A 23,593-nucleotide genomic window follows, 5' to 3' on the forward strand; every position below is an offset into this window, starting at 1 on the left:
TCGGAATGCGCCGGATCGGAGCTCTCCCCCTGTACCCGATCAAGGCCAGCGAGACATGTTCGACAACCTTATCGAGTCGAAGGCAAGGAAACAGCGGCGGGCGGGTGGCGTCTTCGCGAGTGCCGTCATTCACGCCGTGCTCATCACGGCCGCGGTGTACGGCACGTTGCACGCGAGCGAAGCTCTGGAAAAACCCAAGGCTGAGAAGGTCGACTTCGTCACGGTCAAGAAAGACGAGCCGCCTCCGCCGAAGGAGGAGCCCAAGCCACCCCCGCCGGACGTGGTCATGAAGGCACCGCCGCCGAAAGGCTTTCAGGTGCTGACCGCGCCAATCAAGATCCCCGACGTCCTCCCGGATATCGACCTGTCGAAGAAGGTCACGAACGAGGAGGACTTCACCGGCAAGGGTGCCGCCGGTGGTTTCGCCAAGGGCGTCGTCGGCGGCACGCCGGCGCCGGCCAACGACAACCAGACGTACTTCGAATTCCAGGTGGAGAAGCAGGTGTCGCAGGTGCCGGGCAATCAGGCGCCGCGCTATCCCGACATGCTCCGCTCGGCCAATGTCGAAGGCGAAGTGCTCGCTCAGTTCGTCGTCGACACGACGGGCCGCGCCGACATGAGCACGTTCAAGGTGCTCAAGTCGACGCACGACCTCTTCACCAACGCCGTGAAGTCCGCGCTGCCGAACATGAAGTTCTTTCCGGCGGAAGTGGGCGGCAGAAAGGTGAAGCAGCTCGTCCAGATGCCGTTCCAGTTCAACCTCACCAAGTCCGAGTAACTCGGGTCTTCTCCTCCTTATTCCGCACGGAGATACGTCTGTATGGATTTCTCACTGCTTGGCCTCTGGCATCAGATGGGCAACTTCGCCAAGGGCATCGTTATCGTCATGGCGATCATGTCCATTTATTCGCTTACGATCATGGTTTCGAAGTGGTGGAACCTGCGTAAGGCGCAGAAGGAAACCATCAAGTTCGCGCCCGAGTTTTCGCAGTTCCTGGAAGAGGACAACCTCACGGAAGCCATCCGTCTCGCCGAGAGCTACAAGCGCTCGCACGTCGCGATCGTGCTCGGTGGCGCGCTCGGCGAAGTGAAGCCGCTGATCGCCGACGGTTCGGTCACGGTCGCCGACATCAACTCGGCGGAACGCGCGGTCGAGCGCAACATGCTGCTCGAGCTCACGAACCTGAAGCGTGGTCTGGCGGTGCTCGCGACGGTCGGTTCGACGGCGCCGTTCGTCGGACTGCTCGGCACCACGATGGGCGTCGTGAACTCGTTCACGGGCATGGCGCAGTCGGGCTCGGGCGGTCTCGCGGCGATCGGCGGTGGTATCGCTGAAGCGCTCATCACGACGGCGTTCGGTCTGCTCGTCGCCATTCCGGCGGTGTGGGCGTACAACTACTTCACGACGAAGATCGACAACCTCGCGGCCGAGATGACGTATGTGTCGAAGGAAATGATCGACTACCTCATCAAGGGCGTGTCGGGTGAGTTCGGCCGGTCGCGCTTCACCCGTGAGTTCAACGCGGCCTCGGGCGGCCCGATCTCGCAGTAATTCACCCCGCTGAGGAGGTAAGTCCCAATGGCAATGTCATCGGGCGGCGGCGGCGGTGTACAGTCGACGCCAAACGTGACGCCGATGGTGGACGTCATGCTGGTGCTGCTCATCATCTTCATGGTGGTGGCACCGGCGCTCTTGGCGGGCTTCACGGCCGATCCGCCGCAGGCGCAGAACATCAAGGACCATCCCGAGGATGACAAGACCGATCAGGTCCTGGGCATCGACAAGGGTGGCAACTACTACCTGAACAAGAAGCAGATCCGGTACGACGACATCGCGCCGGCGCTGAAGCACATCTACGTCGATCAGACGCGCGACGATTACGTGATGTACCTGAAGGCCGACAAGAACCTCGACTACGGCAAGGTCATCGACCTGATGGACGTGGCCATGCACAACGGCGTTCGCGTGGTCGGTATGATCGGCGAGCAGAAGAACGGCACGGTCTCGACTGTTCCGGGCGACGCGAAAGCGCAGACGCCCGTTGCGGGAGGGTCCAAGTAATGGCGATGACCGCAGGGTCTCCGGGTGCTTCCGGCTCCGCTGGTTCGATGTCCAGCGAGCCGAACGTCACGCCGATGATCGACGTGCTCCTCGTGCTCCTGATCATCTTCATGGCCGTGCTGCCGTCCATGCGCAAGGCGATCGACATTCAGTTGCCCGATCCCAACCCGCAGGTGGCGACCGCGAACAACAACTCGAACCAGATCGTGCTCGAGGTTCACGGGAACGGCCAATACAACATCAACAGCGCCGCGGTGCAGGGCGCGGCGAACCTCGGTCCGCGGTTGAAGGAAATCTACGATCCGCGTCCCGAGAAAATCCTGTTCGTGAAGGGCGATCCGAAGGCGAAGTACGCCGACATCATCGAGGCGATGGACATCGCCCGCGGTGCGATCGGCCAGCACGTCATCATTGGCGTGCCGCCGAAGGACACCGGTCCGGCCGCGGCCGGCAAGTAGCTCACGCAGCTTCGTAACACCGGCTGCACCGGCAATACCGGCTACAGCAGTAACGCCGCAAGCAACGACGAGGCCCTCTGTTCTCACGAGAACAGAGGGCCTCGTCGTCTCAATTCCGCCTTGTGCCTATGACACCTTCGGGGTCGTCTGACGTATAACTTCCCATGACATTCGGCGCGTCCGCCGCTCGCAGGTATTCCTCGATGACTCAGCACACCGAGCCCAACCGCACGTCACCAACGCCAGGCGCTTCGCGCCGCGCGCGTCGGTTGCCTGCGACGGGCATGCCGGTGAAAGGCGATGAACGCCGAGCGTCGAGCATCGTGTCGCTGCTGATTCACATTCTGCTGATCCTGCTGATCGCATATCCCGTCGCCGGACACGCGGGAAAGAATCTCAAGGACATGCTGCAAGGCGCCGGCGGCCCCGGACCCGCCGGTGGCGGCGGTGGCGGACATCGCGGAACGGGCGGTGAGCAAGAGAAAGTGCAGTATGTCGCCGTCGCGCCGGCGCCCACGCCGGCACCCGTCGCGACGCCGGTCATTCCCCCTCCGCAGCCGGTCATTCCGCCGCCGCAGCCGAAACCGCTCGTAACGCCGCCGATCGCGCAGCCGATCGCGGCTCCGCCCACACCGATGGTGACCGTTGCCGACGCCAAGCCGCCGCAGGCGTCGGCACCGACCGCCGGCACAGGCGGTGGTACCGGCAACGACGGAACGAACGGCAGCGGCCCGGGGTCGGGTGGTGGCGTCGGCAGCGGCATCGGCCCGGGGCGCGGATCAGGTGTTGGACCTGGAACAGGCGGTGGCGTGCAGGCGAACTATCCGCCGTCGACAACCGAGTTGTTCCTGCCTCCGCTTCCGTATCCGAGCAAGGTGCGCGGCTTCCACATGATCGCCGAGTTCGACGTGGATTCAGCGGGGAACGTGTTGCATTGGGAATTCACGCACACGCCCGATGGCGGCTACAACAAACGTCTGGAAGAGGTGTTGAAGAACACCAAGTTCCGTCCGGGAACGACGCCCGACGGCAAACCGATTCGGATGAAGGCGCAGATCGTCTACGACTTTTAGCGATGGGCGATGGGCGATGGGCGCTGGGCGTGAAAACAGAAGGGCGACGGAATCTGTTCCGTCGCCCTTTGCCGTTACGCCCATCGCCCAACGCCCAGCGCCCATCGCGAAGCGACTAGCCAATACCCCCCCGCGCCGATATCTTCCCGCCACCCAAAGTGCAGGGCCCATGATGAGTTGCATGGGCTTTTTTTCTGCCACTCCCTAGGCCACTCCCTGCCTTTCTGTCCCTCGGCACTCCAAAGGACAACACAACCGATGAAACTGATGGAGAACGTGTTCCGCCGGACCCTCCCCATCGTGCTCGCCGTAATGATGGCAGCGCTGTTCGGATCTCTCCCCACCGCGCGACTCGGCGCCCAGGCGACCGGTGGAGTTGCGACCGCCCCGCAAAGTCCCGCCACGCCGCAAGCCGCCGGCGGCGAAGCGAATCTCATCATTCCGGATTTGAGCCAGGTGCAGTTCATGGGCATGAACGGCCGCTCCTTGCTCCTCGGCGGTCTCGTGGTGTGCGCGCTCGGCTTGTTGTTCGGCTTCGTGATGTACACGAAGCTCCGCAACATGCCCGTGCATCGCTCGATGCTCGAAGTCTCCGAACTGATTTATGAAACGTGTAAGACGTATCTGATCACCCAGGGCAAGTTCATCTTGCTGCTCGAGGTGTTCATCGGACTGGTGATCGCCTTGTACTTCGGCGTGCTCCAGCACTTCACGCTCGCCAAAGTCATCATCATTCTCGTGTTCAGCCTGATCGGCATCGCCGGCAGCTACGGCGTTGCGTGGTACGGCATTCGAGTGAACACGTTCGCCAACTCGCGCACCGCCTTCGCCGCGCTGCGCGGCAAACCGTATCCGTGCTACGCCATTCCGCTGTCGGCCGGCATGAGCATCGGCATGCTGCTCATCTCGGTCGAGCTCGTGCTGATGCTGTTCATCCTGCTCTTTATTCCGGGTGAATACGCCGGTCCGTGCTTCATCGGCTTCGCGATCGGTGAATCGCTCGGCGCGGCGGCGCTGCGTATCGCGGGCGGTATCTTCACGAAGATCGCCGACATCGGCGCCGACTTGATGAAGATCGTCTTCAACGTGAAGGAAGACGACGCGCGCAATCCAGGCGTCATCGCGGACTGCACGGGTGACAACGCGGGCGACTCGGTCGGTCCGAGCGCGGACGGCTTCGAGACCTACGGCGTGACCGGTGTCGCGCTCATCTCGTTCATCGTGCTCGCCGTGAAGAGCCCGACGGTGCAGGTGCAGCTCCTGGTGTGGATCTTCGTGATGCGCATCATGATGGTCGTGTCGAGCGGCGTGTCGTATCTCATCAACGCCGCCATCGCGAAGGGACGCTACGAGAACGCCGACAAGATGAACTTCGAAGCGCCGCTCACGTTCCTCGTGTGGCTGACGTCCATCCTGTCGGTGGTGCTGACGTTCATCGTCTCGAAGCTCGTGATCCCCGAGCTCGGCGGCGACACGACCTTGTGGTGGAAGCTTTCGGCGGTGATCACGTGCGGCACGCTCGCGGGCGCGATCATTCCGGAATTCGTCAAGGTGTTCACGTCGACTGAGTCGCGGCACGTCGCCGAGGTCGTGACGTCGTCGCGCGAAGGCGGTCCGTCGCTCAACATCCTGTCGGGCCTCGTCGCCGGCAACTTCAGCGCGTACTGGCTCGGCATGACGATCATGATCCTGATGACGATCGCGTATTTCGTGAGTCTCGAGGGCCTGGGTTCGCTCATGGTCGCGCCGGCGGTGTTCGCCTTCGGTCTCGTCGCCTTCGGGTTCCTTGGCATGGGACCAGTGACGATCGCGGTCGACTCGTACGGCCCGGTGACGGACAACGCGCAATCGGTGTTCGAGCTCTCGACGATCGAGCAGATTCCGAACGCCGCCGCGGAAATCCAGCAGCAGTATGGATTCCCGGTGAACTTCGAGAAGGCGAAGCACTTTCTCGAGGAGAACGACGGCGCGGGCAACACGTTCAAGGCCACGGCGAAGCCGGTGCTCATCGGCACCGCCGTCGTCGGCGCGACCACGATGATTTTCTCGATCATCGTGGCGTTGACGAACGGGCTCACGACCAATCTCGAAAACCTTTCGCTGCTGCATCCGCCGTTCCTGCTCGGATTGATCACTGGCGGCGCCATCATCTTCTGGTTCACCGGCGCGTCGATGCAGGCCGTGACGACCGGCGCTTATCGCGCGGTCGAGTTCATCAAGGCCAACATGGACCTGACGAGCACCGCCGCGGCGTCGGTCGAGGATTCGAAGAAGGTGGTCGAGATCTGCACGAAGTACGCGCAGGCCGGCATGCTCAACATCTTCCTGACCGTCTTCTTCTCGACCTTGGCGTTCGCGTTCTACGAGCCGTACTTCTTCATCGGCTACCTCGTGTCGATCGCGCTGTTCGGTCTCTATCAGGCGATCTTCATGGCAAACGCCGGCGGCGCGTGGGACAACGCGAAGAAGATCGTCGAAGTGGAGCTCAAGCAGAAAGGCACGCCGCTGCACGCCGCGACCGTGGTTGGCGACACGGTCGGCGATCCGTTCAAGGACACGTCGTCGGTGGCGCTCAATCCGATCATCAAGTTCACGACGTTGTTCGGTCTGCTCGCCGTGGAGCTGGCGGTGTCGCTCACCGAGCGGAATGGCCCGGGCTTGAGCCATCTGCTCGCCGCGGTGTTCTTCGTAATCTCCGTGGTGTTCGTCTATCGCTCGTTCTACGGCATGCGCATCGAAAGCGAAGGGCGCGTGGCGGCGCGGTAGTGGGCATCTTGCGCAAATAGTGTCATCCCGAGCGAAGCGAGGGATCTCATGTCACGTCGGATTGGCCAGGCCCACTACCGTGACGCGAGATCCCTCGGTCGCGTTCGCTCCCTCGGGATGACGAACTTTTAATAGTCAATGGCGACTCTCTTCTCTCGCAAACCGATCGCCGCACTGCTCGACGAAGGCGAGCACCCGAACGCGCTCAAACGCGCGCTGGGTGCCGGCGATCTGATCATGCTGGCGATCGGCGCGGTGATCGGCGCCGGCATCTTCGGCTCGATTGGATCGGCCGCCGCGGGACAATTCGGACCGAACGGGGAAGTGATCCGCGTCGGCGCCGGACCCGCCCTCGTCGTGTCGTTCATTCTGCTCGGCGCGTGCTGCGCGCTGGCCGGTTTGTGCTACGCCGAGCTGGCCTCGATGATCCCGCAGGCGGGGAGCGCGTATGCGTACTCGTACGCGACCTTGGGCGAGATCGTGGCGTGGATCATCGGCTGGGATCTCATCCTCGAGTACGCGGTCGGCAACGTCGCGGTGGCGATCTCGTGGGGCGATTATTTCAAAACGCTCACGGGCGATTTTCTGCATCTGCCCGACTGGACGACGACGGGCTATCGCACGGCGCTGCTCAGCTCCGATCCCAAGATCCACGGGATGCTGGCGACCGCGCCGCATATTGGTAGCATTCCGATACTAATTAATATTCCCGCGTTCGCGATCGTCATGCTCATCACGTGGCTGCTGCTGATGGGCGTTCGCGAGAGCGCGCGGGCGAACAACATCATGGTGGCGGTCAAGCTGATCGTGCTGGCGCTGTTCATCGTGATGGGCGTGCAGCACATCAATACGGCGAACTACCATCCGTTCGCGCCGAACGGCTTCAAAGGCATTCATCAGGGCGCGGCGATCGTGTTCTTCGCGTACATCGGCTTCGACGCCATCTCGACCGCGGCGGAGGAGACGAAGAATCCGCAGCGAAACCTGCCGATCGGGATTCTGGGCGGTCTCGCGATCTGTACCATCATCTACGTCATCATCGGCGCCGTGCTCACGGGCATGGTGCCGTCGCAGGATCTCGGCAAGGCAGCCGATCCGCTCGCGTACGCGCTGAATGCGACCGGGCTCACGAGCATTGCCCGCATCGTCGCGCTGGGCGCTGTGTTCTCGATGGCGGCGGTGCTGCTCGTCTTCCAGTATGGCCAGCCGCGAATCTTCTTCGCGATGGCGCGCGACGGTTTGCTGCCGCGCTGGGCAGCACGCGTGAGCAAAAAATCGCGAGTCCCATACACCACGACGGTGTTGACGGGCGTATTCGTCGCCCTCTGGTCGTTGATCGGCGACGCCAACGAGACGTACGACCTCACGAACATCGGGACCTTGTTCGCGTTCGCCCTGGTTTGTATCGGCGTGATCGTGTTGCGCTATACCGATCCCGATCGGCCGCGCCCGTTTCGCGTGCCGCTCGTGCACTTCGTCGGCATCGTTGGCGCGGCCTTGTGCGTATTCGTCATGAAGGGACTGCCGCAGCTGGCGTGGGTCCGTTTCGGCTGGTGGCTCGTGATCGGTCTCGTGTTGTACTTCGTGTACGGGCATCGGAATTCGACGCTGCGTCGCGGCACGGGTCCGGTCGTCGTCGAGTAGGACGTTTTTTCAGGGCGCACTCATGCAGAATGCTGCAGTTCCCACCGCCGCCGGCAACGGCACACCCGCCAAGTCGGGCAAGTTCCTTGGCCTGACGCTCTCGCAGTGGATCGTGGTGTCGATGGTCGTCGGCATCATCGTCGGCTGGGCGTTTCCCGACAGCGCGCGCGCCGAGCATGGCGGTTGGGCCGCAACGGACCTGAACGTGTTCTCGTCCGTGTTCCTGCGGATGATCAAGTCGCTCATCGTGCCGCTGCTCTTCGCGACGCTGGTCGTGGGGATCGCGGGGCACGGCGACGACATGAAGCGCGTGGGCCGGCTCGCGCTGCGATCCATCATCTACTTCGAAGCGGTGACGACGCTTGCCCTCGTCGTGGGTCTGCTCGCGGTGAACATCATCAAGCCGGGGCGCGGCATCGACCTGGGCGCGGCGTCGGCGAAAGAAGGCGCCGATCTCGCCTCGACGCACACGACGTTCACGGGACTGATCGAGCACACCGTGCCGACGAGCTTTTTCGACGCGGCCGCCAAGAATGAAGTGCTCCAGATCGTCTTTTTCGCGATCATCTTCGCCGTCGCGCTGTCGAAGGTGCAGGGTCCGAGCAAGACGTTCATGCTCAGCGCCTGCGAGAGTTTATCAGAAGTGATGTTCAAGTTTGTGAACATCGTGATGGCATACGCACCGATCGGCATTGGCGCGGCGATCGCCGTAACGGTCTCCAAGAGCGGCCTGGGCGTGCTCAGGAATCTGGGCATTCTGGTTGGCGCACTTTACGGCTCGCTCGTCGTGTTCGTGCTGTGCGTGCTGCTGCCGGTTGCGCTGCTCTTCCGGGTGCCGATCAAGCGGTTCGTGAAGGCCGTAGCCGAGCCGTGGTTGATTGCGTTCACGACGGCGTCGTCCGAAGCGGCGTTCCCGCTCGCGATGGAGCGCATGGAACAGTTCGGCGTGCCGCGGCGCATTGTCGCGTTCGTCCTGCCGACGGGCTACTCGTTCAATCTCGACGGCAGCACGCTCTATCTCGCGCTCGCCTCGGTGTTCGCGGCGCAGGCGGCGGGCATCGACATGCCGATCTCGACGCAGCTCGTGATGATGTTGACGTTGATGCTCACCAGCAAAGGCGTGGCCGCGGTGCCACGTGCCGCGTTGGTGATCCTGTCGGGCGCGCTCGCGCAGTTCGGCTTGCCGCTGCAGGCGGTCGCCGTCATCCTCGGCGTGGACGCGCTGATGGACATGGGGCGTACGTCGCTCAACGTCGTCGGCAATTGTCTGGCGACGGTGGTGATGGCGCGGTGGGAAGGAGAGCCGCTCGACCAGCCGGCGTTGCCGGTGGTGGATGCGATCGTCGGACAGACGTTGCGGGTGCCGGCGGTGCGGACGCCGGACCGGGTGTAACGGCGTCATCCTCGCGAGCGAAGCGAGACGAGGATCTGCTCTCATGAACGCAGTTCGAACGGCGTGACACAAAAGCAGATCCTCGACTCCCTCGCTCCGCTCGGTCGCGAGGATGACAAAAACGGAGGAAATGGCAATGCCAATCACATTCAAGGTGAACGGTCAGTCCCGCACGGTCGACGTCCCCGGTGAGATGCCGCTCCTCTGGGTCCTGCGCGACGTGCTCGACCTCAAGGGCACGAAGTTCGGTTGCGGCATCGCCCAGTGCGGCGCGTGCACCGTGCACATCAACGGCACCGCGACGCGCTCGTGCACGCGGCGCATCTCCACGGTCGAGGGGGCCGAGGTGCGGACGATCGAAGGCTTGTCCTCCGACGGATCGCATCCGTTGCAGCGCGCGTGGACGGATGCGGACGTGCCGCAGTGCGGCTACTGTCAGGCCGGACAGCTCATGTCCGCGGCCGCGCTGCTCGCGAACAAACCGAATCCCACTGACGCGGATATCGATGCGGCGATGAACGGCAACATTTGTCGATGCGCGACGTATCCGCGCATTCGCGAAGCGATCCACCGCGCGGCGCAGATGCCGGCGACGGTTGGCAATGCACGCTCCGGCGACTCGAAGGAATAGGGGAAACACCCATGACCAACACCGTGAATCCCCAGATCGATCGGCGCTCGTTCCTGCGCGTCACCGCGCTCGCCGGCGGCGGCATGCTGCTGGGCAGCTATCTCACGCTCGGTGAAGACGCGACCGCGTTCGCGATGACGCCGACCGCCGCGGAATCCGCGATCGGCAACTACATCCGCATCACACCCGACGGCATCGTCACGATCATCGGGAAGAATCCCGAGATCGGGCAGGGCGTGAAGACGTCGCTGCCGATGATCATCGCGGACGAGCTCGACGTGGACTGGAAGAACGTGCGGGTGGAGCAGGGCGACTACGACAGCGTGAAATTCCAGCCTGGCCAGAGCGCGGGCGGCAGCACGGCGACGCCGAGCAACTGGATGCCGATGCGCCAGGTCGGTGCCGCCGCGCGCGCGATGCTCGTGACCGCCGCCGCCGAGACGCTCGGAGTCCCGGAGAACGAGCTCGAGACGTCGGCCGGCACGGTCGTGCATCGCAAGAGCAATCGCGCCCTGACGTACGGCTCGCTCGCGACCAAGGCGGCGACGCTGACGCCCCCTTCCGATCTGAATAGTCTCAAGTTAAAGGACTCTAAAGACTTCAAGATCATCGGCACGCGCGTCACCGGTGTCGACGTTCCGGCCATCGTGCGCGGCAAGCCGATGTTCGGCATCGACGTCACGCTGCCGGGCATGCTCTACGCCGCGTACGTGAAGTGCCCGGTGTTCGGCGGCAAGGCGACGGGCGCGAATCTCGACGAGATCAAGGCGCAGCCCGGCGTGAAGCACGCCTTCATTGTCGACCAGGGTGCGCAGGGCGGCCTCATGGGCTTGCTGTCGGGCGTCGCCATCGTCGGCGACAACTGGTGGCTGGTCCAGCAGGCGCGCAAGAAGTTGAACGTGCAGTGGGACGAGGGTGCGACCGCATCGCAGAGCAGCGCGAGCTTCGCGGCGCAGGCGGACCAGTTGTCGAAGCAGCCGGCGCAGCAGAATCTCCACAAGGACGGCGACTTCGACGCGGCCTACAAGAGCGCCGCGCACACCGCCGAAGGCGCGTACTTCTACCCGTTCATTTCACACGCGCCCCTCGAGCCGCAGAACACCACGGCGCTATTCAAGGATGGTAAACTCGAGGTGTGGGCGCCGACGCAGCAGCCGGGCGGCGGACGCAGTCTCGTTGCGGCCACGCTCGGCGTGAAGCCCGATGACATCACCATTCATCTCACGCGCACCGGTGGCGGATTCGGCCGTCGTCTCGCGAATGACTACATGGTCGAAGCAGCCGCCGTCGCGAAACAGATTTCCGGCACGCCCGTGAAGCTGCTCTGGACGCGCGAGGACGACATTCAGCACGATCCCTATCGTCCCGCGGGCTTCCACTATTTCACCGGCGGCGTGGATGCCGGCGGCAAATTGACCGCGTGGCGCGATCACTTCGTTTCATTCGGCGAGAATGGCCGCACGATCTCGAGCGCGAACCTGGGCGGGACCGAGTTTCCGCAGCGCTTCGTGCCGAATTTCCAGATCGATCAATCGCTCATCCCGTGCGGCGTGCCCACCGGACCGCTTCGCGCGCCGGGCAGCAACGGCATCGCGTTCGCCGTGCAGTCCTTCATCGACGAGCTCGCGCACGCGGCGGGGAAGGACCCGGTACAGTTCCGGCTCGATCTGCTCGCCAACGAGCAGCCGGTGCCGCCGCCTCCGGCACCCGCCGCCGGTGCACCAGCCGGCGGGCGCGGTGGATTCACGCCTCCGTCGTTCGATGGCCATCGCGCGCGAGGCGTGCTCGAGATGGTCGCCGAGAAATCGGGCTGGGGCAAGCAGAATCTGCCGAAAGGCACCGGGATGGGCGTCGCATTCCACTTCTCGCATCGCGGCTACTTCGCGGAAGTGGTGCAAGCGACCGTGTCCAAGGGCGGTGATTTAAAGATCGATAAAGTCTGGGTCGTCGGCGACATCGGGAGTCAGATCGTCAATCCCAGCAACGCCGAGAATCAGGCAACGGGCGCCGTGCTGGACGGCCTCGCCGAGGCGCTCGCGCAGGAGATCACGATCGACAAGGGCCGCACGGTGCAGACCAACTTCAACACCTTCCCGCTGCTCCGTCTGCGCCAGGCGCCGCCAGTTGAAGTGAACTTCAAGATCACCGAATTCCCCCCGACGGGACTCGGCGAGCCGGCGCTGCCGCCGGTCGTACCCGCCCTGTGCAATGCCATTTTCGCGGCGACGGGCAAGCGCATTCGTTCGCTGCCGCTGTCGAAGGCGGATCTCACGTGGGGCTGAGGGGAGTTTAGGCGCTGACGAATCAGTCGGTTCTGAGCGCCACGACCGGATCGTTTCATGCGCATCGGCGTCGACCTCGGCGGCACCAAAATCGAAGCGATCGCACTTGGGCCTCGCGGCGAAGAGCTGGCGCGCCGGCGTGTCGCGACGCCGCAGGGCGACTATCGCGCAACGATCGATGCGATCGCCGCACTCGTTGAAGGCATCGAGCGCGAGACCAAGGCGCGCGGGACGGTTGGCATCGGCATTCCCGGCGTCGTCGACCCGGCGACCGGTCTTGTGAAGAATGCCAATTCAACTGTGTTGATCGGGCATCCGCTCGAGCGCGACCTGAGCGCGCGGCTCGGGCGAGCGGTGCGCACGATGAACGATGCGAACTGCTTTGCGCTGTCGGAGGCGGCGGATGGTGCGGGTGCCGGCGGATCGACGGTGTTCGGCGTCATCCTTGGCACCGGCGTCGGCGGTGGAATCGTGATCGATGGACGCTGCGTGGTGGGCACCAACTCGGTTGGCGGAGAGTGGGGACACAATCCGCTGCCGTGGATGACGCCGGACGAATATCCCGGGCCGCAATGTTATTGCGGCCGTCGCGGGTGCATCGAGCAATTTCTGAGCGGGCCGGCGGTCGAGCGCGAGCGTTTCGAACGCCACGGGGCGCGGGTGCGCGCCACCGACGCCATTGACGCGGTGTACCACGACCGTCTCGCACGGGGGCTGGCGTCGGTGATCAACGTGCTCGACCCGGAGATCATCGTGCTCGGCGGTGGAATCTCGAATGCGGCGGGACTGGCTGACCGCGCACGTATGCTGCTGCCACGATATGTGTTCTCTAATTCCGTCGTGACGCGCGTCGTGAAGAACATGCACGGCGACTCGAGCGGGGTGCGAGGGGCGGCGTGGTTGTGGAGCGAGTCCGAAGCGTGACTTGCACGTCGCTCGAGACCGCAACAGTTTAGTCACGTCCTGGCTCCGTCCCATCCCGCGGAGGAGACACCATGCTTGGTCGCACGGTTGCTCGACTGGCGGTTGCGATCGCCGCACTGACGACGGCGGTCCCGGCTCAAAGCCCGAACAAGAAGTATCTCGCCGGCATCGTCAGTGACTCGCTTGGCCATCCGATTCCGTACGCGAACGTCACGCTGAATGGTGCAACGCGCGCGATTACGAGCGACTCGGGCACGTTTCGTTTGGACGCGCCGCGCACCGGGCACTTCACCGTCGATGTCCGGCGCATCGGGTTTCGGCCGGCGTTCGTCGATTTCGCCGCTCTGCCTGATACGACCGTGCGGATTCCGATGGAGCCAGTCATCCAGATGTTGGAGGCCACCGAGATATCGGCCCAACCGGCGCTCGCGTCACTGAGGGCGCATGGCTTTTACGACCGCCTGCATCAGCGTGAGCGCGGCCCGCTCGTCGGCTATTTCATCACGCCCGAGGACATCGAGCAGCGACACGCGTCGCGCGCATCGCAGATGCTCGAGGTGATCCCCACGCTGAAGGTCCACTACGTTCGCGGCGGGCCGAGGGAGCCATTTCCGCACTATGCGGTGTATGGCTTCGACGGGTGCCAGGCCGCCGTCTATCTCAACGGAACGCGCTTGAACACGCTGCACGACGACGCGACGAGCATCGCATCGATTGTCTCGCACGAAAAAAGCGGACGTGCGCTTCCCGAACCGCCGGACTTCGATGGACTCGTTGATCCGCTGTCGCTCGCCGGAATCGAGGTTTACACCCGCGGCACGCGAGCGCCACCAGAATATGAAGGCCTCAACGGCGGTTGCGCTGTGGTCCTCGTCTGGACAAAATAAGCGAGCGTCGGCTCAGACCATCGCTTCGCCGACAATCCGCAGCGCCGCACGCACCGCCCCACGCGCGGCGACCACCGGCTCGCTGCGTACCTGCGCGCCCGGCACCGCCGACTTCAAGCGATGCTCGAGCCGCTTCCTCAGCGTCGTGCCTCGCGACAGCATGCCGCCCGAAAACGCGACGGGCAACGCCGCGCGTTCGTCGCCGAACAACTGGCGCGCCAGCGAGCGCACGTGCAGCACCAGCTCCTCGACGGCGAGCGTGACGAGCGCGTTCGCGCGAAGATCACCCGCATCCGCAACGCTGAGCACGACCGGCGCGAGCGTCGCGAGCTGCGACGGTGGCGCGTTCCCGGCCCATCCGACCAAATCGGACGTCTCGTTCACTTGCGCGGCGGTGAGAATGGCGCCCGTGAGTGCCGTTTCAGGTTCGCGGCCGTCGGCGGCGCTCGTCACCACCGACAGCGCCTTGCGTCCGATCCAAGCACCGCTGCCTTCGTCACCGCACACCGGGCCCCACCCGCCGCAGCGCGCTGTCGCGCCCGCGGGACTCCGGCCGAATGCAACCGAACCAGTGCCGCTGATCAACAACACGCCCGGGCCGTCGCCAAATGCGTCGTCGAGCGCGATGCTGAAATCCGAATGGATCACGAGCTCGGACGCGAGATCGCGGCTCACCAGCGCCTGCCACAACTCCTGGCGCTCGGCCTCGCGTCCGGCGCCGGCGACGCCGATCGACAGCACGCGTGGCGTGACGTGAGTCATCTCGCACGACGCGAGCGCGTCGCGCACGACCTCCGCGATCACGTTCGCCGACCGCTCCGCCTGTCCTGGACGCACCGCGCTGCCCGGTCCAACCGTCTCGGCGATGGTCTTGCCCTGGTCGTCGGCGACGATCGCGTGCGTCTTCGAGCCGCCGCCGTCGATTCCAATTACGATGAATGTCATATTGCGTCTGCGACCGCCTCAACGCGATTGGGCGCGGCGGCGTGGGTGAACGAGGAGAGGGCTCCGACGGCGAACGTGATCGTCGTTCCAATGAGCACGTACCACGGATAGGCGATCTGTGTCAACGGCGCGAGCGTGCCGCTCAATCCCGGCACGGCCGAACCGATTTGCTTCGCGAACACGATCACGCTCATCACCGCGATGCCGACGGACATGCCGAGGATCGCGTCGCGCTGCCGTGCCCGCGGCCAGAAGATAGCGAGGAAGAAGCCGCCCAGCAGGCCGCCGTACGTGAACGAGGCGATCGACAGCGCGATGACGACGACCGGCGTCTGCTGATTCTGCGGAAAGAGCAGAGCGCCGCCGGTGAGAATGATGCCCCACACCAACGCGAAGATGCGACCAACGCGCAGCGTCTGCGGATCATCCGGGTCGCGCTTGGTGATCGGCAGGTAGATGTCGTGCGTCGACGCGGCGGCGAGTGAATTGATCGCGCCCGAGTGCGTGCTCATCGTCGCGGCGAGAATGGCGGCGAGCAACAGGCCGACCAGCCCGTGCGGCATCTGATCGACGATGAACGTCGGGAAGATCGCGTCGGGCGTCGGGAACGCGCGATTGGCGTAGAACACCCAGAGCCCGATCCCGAGCAACAGGAAGAGCGTGAACTGGATGATGACCGCGACGCCGCTGCCGATCACCGCCGCGCGCGATTCGTTGAGCGAGCGCGCCGACAGCAGTCGCTGCACGATCAACTGATCCGCGCCGTGCGACGCCATCGAGAGAAACGCGCCGCCGATCAATCCCGCGCCCATCGAGTTCGGGTTGGAGACGAACGGTCCCCACGAAACCACAGTGAGTTTGCCGGCAGCGCCGGCGAGATCAAAGATGTGACTCCAGCCGCCGGGCACGAGATGTCCGACGAGAATCGCGGCCGACAGGCCGCCCAGGAGATACACCGACGCCTGGACGATCTCCGTCCACACGACCGCGCGCATGCCGCCGCGAATGGTGTAGATGACGGTGAGCGTACCGAGAACGAGCACGGCGACCGGCATGACGAACCGTTGCGGCAGCAGCGGACCGATGATGATCGCGATCGGCACCGCCGTGGCGAACACGCGCACCGAATCGGCCATGCCGCGCGTCGCCATGAACACGACCGAGGTGAAGCGCCGCGCGCCGATGCCGAAGCGCTTTTCGAGCAGCGCGTACGCCGTGACGAGATTGCCCTCGTAGTAGCGCGGCAGCAGCGTGAACGCGAGCACGATACGCCCGAGCAAATATCCGGTGGCGATGTCGAGGAATCCGAGATTCGTTTTGTAGGCGAGTCCCGGAATGCTGATGAACGTCAGCGCGCTCGTTTCGCTGGCGACGATCGAGAACATGACCGCCCACCACGGAATCTCGCGGTCGGCGACGAAGTAGTCCTTTGCGTCGCGCTGCCGGCGTCCAACCCACATGCCGAGCAGTGTGATGCCGAGGAGGTATGCGACGATGACGACGAAGTCGAGCGCGTCGAGGCCGCGCACTACGCGGTCCCGTGTGCCAACGGGTTACTCCACCACATACGCTTCCATCGCGAAATACTCGGCGAGCCCCAGCCGGTCGAGCTCCGCCGCCGTGCCCTTGTTGCGCGCTTCGACACGCTGCCAGAACTCGCGCTCGTCGTAGCCGCCGGGGAAGGGCGCGGAGTCCTTTTGCGATTGATGTTTAAAGATCGCTTGAATCTTGAGGCGCAGCTCTTCCTGCGAGAGCGGCACGAGCCAGGTTGCTTCGTGAATCGGCCATTCCTGCCAGGCGCCTCTGTAGAGCCACACTTCCGGACGCGGCTGGCCCTTCAGTTCCATCAGCGCGCGATCGATCGCTTCCTTGCACATGCGGTGCGTGCCGTGCGGATCGGAGAGGTCGCCCGCGACGAAGATCAGGTCCGGCTTCACTTCCTCGAGCAGCGACCGGACGATGTCCACGTCTTTCTGCGTGATCGGATCCTTGCGCACCTTGCCAGTTTGATAAAACGGCAGATCGAGGAACCGCGCGGCGCTGCGCGGCAACCCGACGGTCTCGATGCCGCTCACCGCTTCCGCTTCGCGGATGATGCGCTTGATGTCCTGCACCTCGGAGATGTCGACCTCGCCGGGCGACTTGCGATCGAGTCGTTCATGCACCTTCGCCGCGAGCGGTTCCACCTTCGCGCGATCGACGATGTCCTCGGCCGCGAGGCGCTCCAGAAAATCGAGGTGGCGCCGCACGTCGTGATCGAACACGGCGATGTTGCCGCTCGTCATGTACGCGACGACGATGTCGTTGTCGTTTTCGACAACCTTGCGCAGTATGCCGCCCATCGAGATCACGTCGTCGTCGGGGTGCGGCGAAAAGCAAATGATCTTGCGGCCCATCGGCAGCTTCGACTTTCCGCGAATTTTTGCGCCCAGAATGTTGAAGACCTTGCCGTTCACTTCGCCCGGCGAGCCGAACTTGGCGACGAGCGACGACATCCGCGCGTCGGCGTAGTCGCGCTGCGTGAGCTTGAGGATGGCCTTGCCCGTTTGCTGCGAGAGCCAGATCACCGCGCGCACGATCAGCTCGGAATTCCATTCGACTTCGTCGATGAGCCACGGCGTCTTGATGCGCGTGAGCTCCACGGCGGCGGAGCGATCGAGATAAAACGTGGTGTTCGGATGGCGCTGAAGGAACGTCGCGGCGACTTCGACGTCGATGTCCCCTTCGACGGCGCGCTGCACGATGCCCGCTTTATGTTCGCCGGTCGCGATGATCGCGATCTCGCGCGCCTCGAGGATCGTTGCGACGCCCATCGTTACCGCCTCACGGGGCACGTACTCTTCGCCGAAGAAATCGGCGGCGGCGTCCTTGCGCGTCACGGCGTCGAGCGTGACCAGGCGCGTGCGGCTGTCGGAGCCAGAGCCGGGCTCGTTGAAGCCGATGTGTCCCGTCTTGCCGATGCCGAGGATTTGAAAGTCGATCCCGCCCGCGCGCTGAATGGCGCCCTCGTACCGATCGGCCGCGTCGTCGATCTCGGTGCGCGGCAAGTCGCCCGGCGGGATGTGCACGTTCTCGGGCTTGATGTCGATCTGCGAGAAGAGATTCTCCCACATGAACCGATGGTAGGAGTGAATGCTCTCCTTCGGCATGGGGTAGTATTCGTCGAGATTGAACGTCACGACGTTCGCGAAGCTCAACTCGTCGTCGCGGTGCATGCGAATGAGCTCGCGATAGACGCCGATCGGCGTCGAGCCGGTGGCCAGCCCGAGCACCGTCTGCTCGCCGGCGGCGTTGCGCTCCTGGATGAGCGTGGCGATGCGATTGGCGACGAGGCGCGCGATGTCCTCGTGATCTTCGACGACTACCGTCCGAATGCGCTCGCCCGAATACGTGCCGTGAGAAACGTGAGAGGGCCCGCGATCCTCGACGGAATCACGGGCCCCCTTCGTCGTCACGACCGTGTCCCGGCGCGAGCCAGCGACCGACCGTTCCATGTTGTTCCTGACGTGCGGGTGTTGAGCGGTGACGCGTACTGCGCGCGCAGCGCCTGCGGCGCGTGCTTACGCGGAGAACGAGCTGCCGCACCCGCAGCCGCCCGTTGAGTTCGGGTTCTTGAACGTGAAGCCGGAGCCTTGCATCGATGAGACATAATCGATGGTGACACCGTTCAGGTACTGTGCCGAGAACGGGTCGACGAACACGTTCCACTCACCCTGGCCGATGACGAGATCGTCTTCAGCGGGCTCGTCTTCGATGAGCAGGCCGTACTTGAACCCGCTGCAACCGCCCGGTTGGACGCTCACGCGGAGACCGCCCTTGGCCGGATCGACGCTTTCCTGATCCATGAACTTCTTGACCTCGGTCGCGGCGGCGGCCGTAACCGTCACCAGGACTTCGGGCTGATTCATCGTACCCATGTGGTCCGCCTCCAAAGTGTGCGGCCGGGTGAAGGGGCCGCTGCTGCATGAATAATAATGACTTAGGGAAGTTCAATCAAATGGCGAGGTCGAAGCAGCCGCGGCCTCACGATCCGAGCCGTAGGCTCGGGCCGAACCGCGCGCGCCGCGCCTCAATCTGCTGCCATCGGGACACTTTCAGCGCGCGCCACTGGGGGGGGGCGGCGCCTCATTCCTGAACGACCGCGCAATCCAGGCGAACGCGACGACCGCGATCACCAGGAGAATCAATCCGGTGCCCAGCTCGCCAAAGATGATCTTTCCGATTCCAAACAGCGTCGAATACACCGCGGCGATGCCCGCGATCCAGTTCGTCCACGCCAACGCGCCGCCCGGCGTGCGCTCTCGGCCCAACCCCAATCGGCGCGAGACGCGCGCCCATCCCGGCCCGCCGGGCCGGACTCGCATGTAGAACGCATCGAGCGTCGCGTCGGGCTCGGGCGCGGTCATGTACGTCACGGCGATCCACGCGATCGTCGTCACGACAATCGTGATCAGCATCGTCAGCGCGATGACCCGCTGGTCGCCCGCGGGGTAGCGGGATTCGAGAATCGGCTGCACCGAGAGCGACACGATCGCCGACACGATCATTGCCGTGATCTCCGACCACGCGTTCACGCGCCACCAATACCAGCGAAGGATCAGCACCAAGCCTGTGCCCGAGCCGAGCGCCAAGAGCAGCTTCCACGCGCCTTCGATGGAGCCGAGCTGCCACGCCACGAGCGCCGACGCCAGGAACAAGCCGATCGTCGTCCAGCGCGACACGGCGACATAGTGCTTCTCACTAGACGTCTTGTTGATGAAACGCTTATAGAAATCGTTGACGAGATACGAGGCGCCCCAGTTGAGCTGCGTGCCCACCGTCGACATGTATGCGGCCGCGAAGCCGGCCATCATCACGCCGCGCCACGGCGTCGGCAGCAGGTCGACGAACGCCTGGACGTACGCGCCCTCCTTGTCGTGCATCGGGCCCACGCCGTTCGGATACAGGATCACCGTCGCCAGGCCCGTGATGATCCACGGCCACGGCCGGATCGCGTAGTGCGCGACGTTGAAGAACAACGTCGCCAGCACGCCGTCGCGTTCGGTCTTCGCCGAGAAAATGCGCTGCGCCACGTATCCGCCGCCGCCCGGCTCCGCGCCCGGATACCACGCGGCCCACCACTGCACCGCCAGAAAGACGCCGAGCGCCATGAGCGGCATCCACGGATAGGCCTCGATCCCGTGCGACGTGTAATGCACGGGCAGCACCGAGAGCGCCGCCGTCTCGCCGCCAAAGTGCTGCGCGACACCCGCCTTGAGCTTCGTCATGCCGCCGACGGCGTTCACGGCGTACACCGCGAGAATGATCACCGCCGTCATCTTGATGACGAACTGAATGAGATCGGTCCACAGCACCGCCCACATGCCGGCGGCCACGGAATACATCATCGTTACGAGGAAGCAGATGCCAACCGCGAGCACGTCGCCTGAAATGGTGATGCCGGCGACATGCACATCGCGAAGCCCGAGCGAGATCGTGAGGATCTTGATCATCGCCCGGGTGACCCATCCGAGAATGATCAGGTTGATCGGGAGCGCGAGATACAGGGCGCGAAAGCCGCGAAGCAGCGCCGCGCGATTGCCGCTGTAGCGCACCTCCGCGAACTCCACGTCCGTCATCACGTTCGCGCGCCGCCACAATCGCGCGAAGAAGAACACGGTGAGCATGCCGCTCATCAGCATGTTCCACCACAGCCAGTTGCCGGCGACGCCGTTGTTGGCGACGATGCCCGTGACGACGAGCGGCGTGTCGGCGGCGAACGTGGTCGCGACCATCGATGCGCCGGCGAGCCACCAGGCCACCTGCCGGCCCGAGATGAAGTACTCCTCGAGGCTTTCGCCGCCACGCTTCGTGTACAGCAGGCCGATGCCCGCCGATATCGCGAAGTAGGCGACGACGATCAGCCAGTCGACCGCGGTGAGATGCATGATCCCGTCAGAGAGAAGGTGATCGAGACGTCGAGCCTGCGCGGAGGACCACGGCCATCACGGCGTCGGCCAGCTGCCGGCGCACGGGAGTGATCTTGTTGTTGTTGCGCGTCGGATCGACGCGGTTGGTCAGCAAAATGATGAAAATGTCATTCGCCGGGTCGATGCCGATCGACGTGCCGGTGAACCCCGTGTGGCCGAACGCTCGCGACGACATGAGATGCCCCGCCCACGCCGCGGACGGCGAGGTGTACTTCATTCCCGCGAAATCGGGCTTCTGCCAGCCGATCCCGCGATCAGAGAATGCTGAATCCACGTATTGCGTGAACTGGTGAATCTGCGCCGACGGCAGCACGCGGACGCCGTCGATCACGCCGTCGTTCAGGTACATCTGTGCGAACCGCGTGAGGTCGTGCGCGGTGCTGAAGATGCCGGCGTGCGCCGACACGCCGCCCAGATAATACGCGCGCTCGTCATGCACCTTGCCGCGCACGAGCCCTCCGCGGCGTGGATCGAACTCGGTCGGCGCGGTCACGGCGAGGTACGACGGCGGCGGGTTGTACATCGTCTCACGCATGCCCGCGGGCACGAACACGTGATCGTGCAGATAGACGTCGAGCTTCTGTCCACTCACCTTCTCGAGCACGCGGCCCGCGATGTACGCGCCGACGTCGCTGTACACCATGCGCACGCCGGGCAGCGTATCGAGCGGCGTGTTGAACAGGAGCATGGCGACGCTATCGGGATTGTGCGTGATCTCGTCATACGGCTTGGAGCCAGGCGGCTGGTCCGGCGGCAGGCCCGACGTGTGCGTCAGCAGATGCCGAATGGTGACGAGCGACTTGTGCGGTCCGGTCCAGTCGGGCAAATACCGTTGAACCGGAGCATTCAGATCGATTTTGCCTTGGCCGACGAGCTGCATCATCCCGCTCGTCAGCCCGACCACTTTACTGAGCGACGCGAGATCCCACAGCGTGCGGTCATCGGGCCTCGGACTCGGCGCCCAATCGAGGTGACCCGCGCCGTATTCCGCGATGACGCGCCCGTGCGTGCCGACGACGGCGACGGCGCCGGGAAACGCGCTGTCGGCGACGGCGCGGTCGAGCACCTTGCGCACGGAATCGTTGATCGCCGCGGCGGCGGCATCTGTAATCACGCCCGCTGCCACGCCATGTTGAAGCGGTTGAACCGGTTGAAGCGGTTGAACCGGTTGAACCGGTTGAACCGGTTGAACCGGTTGAACAGCGCGCGCGCCCGCATGCCGGCAGGCGGCACCCGCGACGCCCAGAACGAACACCACAGAGGTTCGAGCGAGATGCATCGGTTGCACACTGGTTGGACGACTGTGAAGGGAATACTTGCGGCCATGCTCGTCATGAGCTGTGCCCGCCCGTCGACAAACGCGCAAACTTCGCCCGCGCAATCCGCCCGGGTTGGTGCCGCGGTGCGCCCCGGCATCTCGGTGCTGCTCGACGACAGCCTGGGTCTCGTGCGCGGCAAGCGCCTCGGACTCGTGACGAATCAGACAGGCGTCGACGCGCACGGCGTGTCGGACATCGATCTCCTGCGGGACGCGCGCGCCACATCGGCGAACGTGCGCTTGATCAAACTGTTTTCGCCGGAGCACGGCATTCGGGGCACGGAAGATCGCGAGCAGGTCGCGAGCGGCATCGATGAGCGCAGCGGATTGCCGGTGCATTCGCTCTACACGAACGGAACGATCGGACCGCCGGACAGCCTGGTCACCGACATCGACGCCATCGTGTTTGATCTCCAGGACATCGGAACGCGAACGTGGACCTACGTGGGAGAATTGATCTACACTCTGCGCGCCGCCGCGCGGCATCACCTGCCGGTCATCGTCCTCGATCGACCGAACCCGATCACCGGCGAGCACGTCTCGCCGCCGATGCTCGATACCGCGTTGGCCAATCCTGACGACCCCGCACCCGGCAAACCAGGGAAGGCGTACGCATTATATCCGTTCCCGTTGCGTCATGGAATGACGATGGGCGAGCTCGCGTTGTTCTACAACACGACGCTCCACATCAATGCGCCGCTGCACGTGGTGCCGATGAGCGGCTGGCGGCGCGACATGTGGTTCGACGAGACGGGACTGCCTTGGGTGCGGCCGTCGCCGAACTTGCCGACGCTCACGAGTGCACTGATCTATCCCTCGCTCGTGGCCTTCGAGGGTTCGAATGTGTCGGTCGGGCGGGGCACGGCAGACGCGTTTCAGCGGTTCGGTGCGCCATGGTTGCTCGCCGGCCCGGTCGCCGCTCGTCTGAACGGCCGTGGACTCCACGGCGTGCGCTTCGTCGTCGATTCATTCATGCCGGTGAATCCCGGCGACGACAAGTACGGCGGCATGCGCATCCCAGGCATTCGCATCGACGTCACGGATCGCAACGCGGTGGAGAGTGGGCCGATCGCCGCGGCGATTCTCTTCGTGCTGCAACAGGTGCATCACGATTCACTAAAGATCAGCACGCGCACCTTCGATGAACGCTTCGGCAGCTCGTTCGCGCGCCAGGCGATCATGGCGGGCACCGACCCCAACGTCGCGATGATTCCCCAGCGCGCGCGGGTCCAAGCATTCCT

The 23,593-nt window shown here is 64.3% G+C and carries 20 protein-coding genes; 13 read left to right on the forward strand and 7 right to left on the reverse strand.

Features of this window, described 5'->3' with window-relative positions:
• The first annotated feature begins 55 nt into the window (after nucleotides 1–55).
• The 12 genes from VN706_06140 (at nucleotide 56) to VN706_06195 (ending at nucleotide 14,120) form a co-directional block, all read left to right on the forward strand.
• Entirely contained in the window at nucleotides 56–778 is a 723-nt protein-coding gene (locus VN706_06140) for a TonB family protein (GenBank protein ID HXT15189.1), read from the forward strand.
• 42 nt (nucleotides 779–820) lie between these two features.
• On the forward strand, nucleotides 821–1,552 hold the full coding sequence (locus VN706_06145; GenBank protein ID HXT15190.1) for a MotA/TolQ/ExbB proton channel family protein: 732 nt from the start codon (nucleotides 821–823) through the stop codon (nucleotides 1,550–1,552).
• Nucleotides 1,553–1,579: 27 nt separating this feature from the next.
• Nucleotides 1,580–2,062, forward strand: coding sequence for a biopolymer transporter ExbD (locus tag VN706_06150; protein HXT15191.1), 483 nt, complete (start codon nucleotides 1,580–1,582; stop codon nucleotides 2,060–2,062).
• Between the two features lie 47 nt (nucleotides 2,063–2,109).
• On the forward strand, nucleotides 2,110–2,520 hold the full coding sequence (locus tag VN706_06155) for a biopolymer transporter ExbD (protein HXT15192.1): 411 nt from the start codon (nucleotides 2,110–2,112) through the stop codon (nucleotides 2,518–2,520).
• A gap of 203 nt (nucleotides 2,521–2,723) precedes the next feature.
• The gene (locus VN706_06160) at nucleotides 2,724–3,593 is read left to right on the forward strand and encodes a hypothetical protein (protein HXT15193.1); all 870 of its coding nucleotides are present in this window, start codon (nucleotides 2,724–2,726) and stop codon (nucleotides 3,591–3,593) included.
• 258 nt (nucleotides 3,594–3,851) lie between these two features.
• Entirely contained in the window at nucleotides 3,852–6,359 is a 2,508-nt protein-coding gene (locus tag VN706_06165) for a sodium-translocating pyrophosphatase (GenBank protein HXT15194.1), read from the forward strand.
• A gap of 138 nt (nucleotides 6,360–6,497) precedes the next feature.
• The gene (locus VN706_06170) at nucleotides 6,498–8,003 is read left to right on the forward strand and encodes an amino acid permease (protein HXT15195.1); all 1,506 of its coding nucleotides are present in this window, start codon (nucleotides 6,498–6,500) and stop codon (nucleotides 8,001–8,003) included.
• Nucleotides 8,004–8,025: 22 nt separating this feature from the next.
• Nucleotides 8,026–9,396, forward strand: a complete 1,371-nt coding sequence (locus VN706_06175) for a dicarboxylate/amino acid:cation symporter (protein HXT15196.1) — start codon at nucleotides 8,026–8,028, stop codon at nucleotides 9,394–9,396.
• Between the two features lie 136 nt (nucleotides 9,397–9,532).
• Nucleotides 9,533–10,027 carry a (2Fe-2S)-binding protein gene (locus VN706_06180; protein ID HXT15197.1) on the forward strand — a complete coding sequence of 165 codons (495 nt, stop codon included), beginning with the start codon at nucleotides 9,533–9,535 and terminating at the stop codon, nucleotides 10,025–10,027.
• Between the two features lie 11 nt (nucleotides 10,028–10,038).
• On the forward strand, nucleotides 10,039–12,309 hold the full coding sequence (locus VN706_06185) for a molybdopterin cofactor-binding domain-containing protein (GenBank protein HXT15198.1): 2,271 nt from the start codon (nucleotides 10,039–10,041) through the stop codon (nucleotides 12,307–12,309).
• A 57-nt stretch (nucleotides 12,310–12,366) separates the two neighbouring features.
• Entirely contained in the window at nucleotides 12,367–13,233 is an 867-nt protein-coding gene (locus VN706_06190; protein ID HXT15199.1) for an ROK family protein, read from the forward strand.
• Between the two features lie 71 nt (nucleotides 13,234–13,304).
• Entirely contained in the window at nucleotides 13,305–14,120 is an 816-nt protein-coding gene (locus tag VN706_06195; protein HXT15200.1) for a carboxypeptidase regulatory-like domain-containing protein, read from the forward strand.
• Nucleotides 14,121–14,132: 12 nt separating this feature from the next.
• On the opposite strand, the gene VN706_06200 is transcribed toward VN706_06195, so the two are convergent.
• The 7 genes from VN706_06200 to VN706_06230 all read right to left on the reverse strand — a co-directional run bounded on the left by VN706_06200 (nucleotide 14,133) and on the right by VN706_06230 (nucleotide 22,369).
• Nucleotides 14,133–15,065 carry a BadF/BadG/BcrA/BcrD ATPase family protein gene (locus VN706_06200; protein ID HXT15201.1) on the reverse strand — a complete coding sequence of 311 codons (933 nt, stop codon included), beginning with the start codon at nucleotides 15,063–15,065 and terminating at the stop codon, nucleotides 14,133–14,135.
• On the reverse strand, nucleotides 15,062–16,594 hold the full coding sequence (locus VN706_06205) for a sodium:solute symporter (GenBank protein HXT15202.1): 1,533 nt from the start codon (nucleotides 16,592–16,594) through the stop codon (nucleotides 15,062–15,064). Before VN706_06205 ends, VN706_06200 begins: the two co-directional genes overlap by 4 nt.
• A gap of 24 nt (nucleotides 16,595–16,618) precedes the next feature.
• Entirely contained in the window at nucleotides 16,619–18,559 is a 1,941-nt protein-coding gene (gene nagB / locus VN706_06210; GenBank protein ID HXT15203.1) for a glucosamine-6-phosphate deaminase, read from the reverse strand.
• Nucleotides 18,560–18,625: 66 nt separating this feature from the next.
• The gene (locus VN706_06215) at nucleotides 18,626–18,982 is read right to left on the reverse strand and encodes an iron-sulfur cluster assembly accessory protein (GenBank protein HXT15204.1); all 357 of its coding nucleotides are present in this window, start codon (nucleotides 18,980–18,982) and stop codon (nucleotides 18,626–18,628) included.
• A gap of 177 nt (nucleotides 18,983–19,159) precedes the next feature.
• Entirely contained in the window at nucleotides 19,160–20,992 is a 1,833-nt protein-coding gene (locus tag VN706_06220; GenBank protein HXT15205.1) for a sodium:solute symporter family protein, read from the reverse strand.
• 7 nt (nucleotides 20,993–20,999) lie between these two features.
• A complete protein-coding gene (locus tag VN706_06225; GenBank protein HXT15206.1) occupies nucleotides 21,000–22,160 on the reverse strand; it encodes a serine hydrolase domain-containing protein in 1,161 nt (386 codons plus the stop codon).
• Nucleotides 22,145–22,369, reverse strand: coding sequence for a hypothetical protein (locus VN706_06230; protein HXT15207.1), 225 nt, complete (start codon nucleotides 22,367–22,369; stop codon nucleotides 22,145–22,147). The genes VN706_06225 and VN706_06230 overlap by 16 nt, the downstream gene beginning before the upstream one ends.
• On the opposite strand from VN706_06230, the gene VN706_06235 reads away from it, so the two are divergent.
• A partial coding sequence (locus VN706_06235; protein HXT15208.1) for a DUF1343 domain-containing protein occupies nucleotides 22,368–23,593 on the forward strand: 1,226 nt, incomplete at its 3' end. The genes VN706_06230 and VN706_06235 overlap by 2 nt on opposite strands.

The sequence above is a fragment of the Gemmatimonadaceae bacterium genome (genome assembly GCA_035606695.1).
Lineage (GTDB): Bacteria > Gemmatimonadota > Gemmatimonadetes > Gemmatimonadales > Gemmatimonadaceae > JAQBQB01.

Excerpts from the sequence above, each read along its gene's own strand:
- VN706_06140 (HXT15189.1), top strand. The coding sequence starts at position 56 with ATGTTCGACAACCTTATCGAGTCGAAGGCAAGGAAACAGCGGCGGGCG.
- VN706_06145 (HXT15190.1), top strand. The coding sequence starts at position 821 with ATGGATTTCTCACTGCTTGGCCTCTGGCATCAGATGGGCAACTTCGCC.
- VN706_06150 (HXT15191.1), top strand. The coding sequence starts at position 1,580 with ATGGCAATGTCATCGGGCGGCGGCGGCGGTGTACAGTCGACGCCAAAC.
- VN706_06155 (HXT15192.1), top strand. The coding sequence starts at position 2,110 with ATGTCCAGCGAGCCGAACGTCACGCCGATGATCGACGTGCTCCTCGTG.
- VN706_06160 (HXT15193.1), top strand. The coding sequence starts at position 2,724 with ATGACTCAGCACACCGAGCCCAACCGCACGTCACCAACGCCAGGCGCT.
- VN706_06165 (HXT15194.1), top strand. The coding sequence starts at position 3,852 with ATGAAACTGATGGAGAACGTGTTCCGCCGGACCCTCCCCATCGTGCTC.
- VN706_06170 (HXT15195.1), top strand. The coding sequence starts at position 6,498 with ATGGCGACTCTCTTCTCTCGCAAACCGATCGCCGCACTGCTCGACGAA.
- VN706_06175 (HXT15196.1), top strand. The coding sequence starts at position 8,026 with ATGCAGAATGCTGCAGTTCCCACCGCCGCCGGCAACGGCACACCCGCC.
- VN706_06180 (HXT15197.1), top strand. The coding sequence starts at position 9,533 with ATGCCAATCACATTCAAGGTGAACGGTCAGTCCCGCACGGTCGACGTC.
- VN706_06185 (HXT15198.1), top strand. The coding sequence starts at position 10,039 with ATGACCAACACCGTGAATCCCCAGATCGATCGGCGCTCGTTCCTGCGC.
- VN706_06190 (HXT15199.1), top strand. The coding sequence starts at position 12,367 with ATGCGCATCGGCGTCGACCTCGGCGGCACCAAAATCGAAGCGATCGCA.
- VN706_06195 (HXT15200.1), top strand. The coding sequence starts at position 13,305 with ATGCTTGGTCGCACGGTTGCTCGACTGGCGGTTGCGATCGCCGCACTG.
- VN706_06200 (HXT15201.1), bottom strand. The coding sequence starts at position 15,065 with ATGACATTCATCGTAATTGGAATCGACGGCGGCGGCTCGAAGACGCAC.
- nagB (HXT15203.1), bottom strand. The coding sequence starts at position 18,559 with ATGGAACGGTCGGTCGCTGGCTCGCGCCGGGACACGGTCGTGACGACG.
- VN706_06215 (HXT15204.1), bottom strand. The coding sequence starts at position 18,982 with ATGGGTACGATGAATCAGCCCGAAGTCCTGGTGACGGTTACGGCCGCC.
- VN706_06220 (HXT15205.1), bottom strand. The coding sequence starts at position 20,992 with ATGCATCTCACCGCGGTCGACTGGCTGATCGTCGTCGCCTACTTCGCG.
- VN706_06230 (HXT15207.1), bottom strand. The coding sequence starts at position 22,369 with ATGACGAGCATGGCCGCAAGTATTCCCTTCACAGTCGTCCAACCAGTG.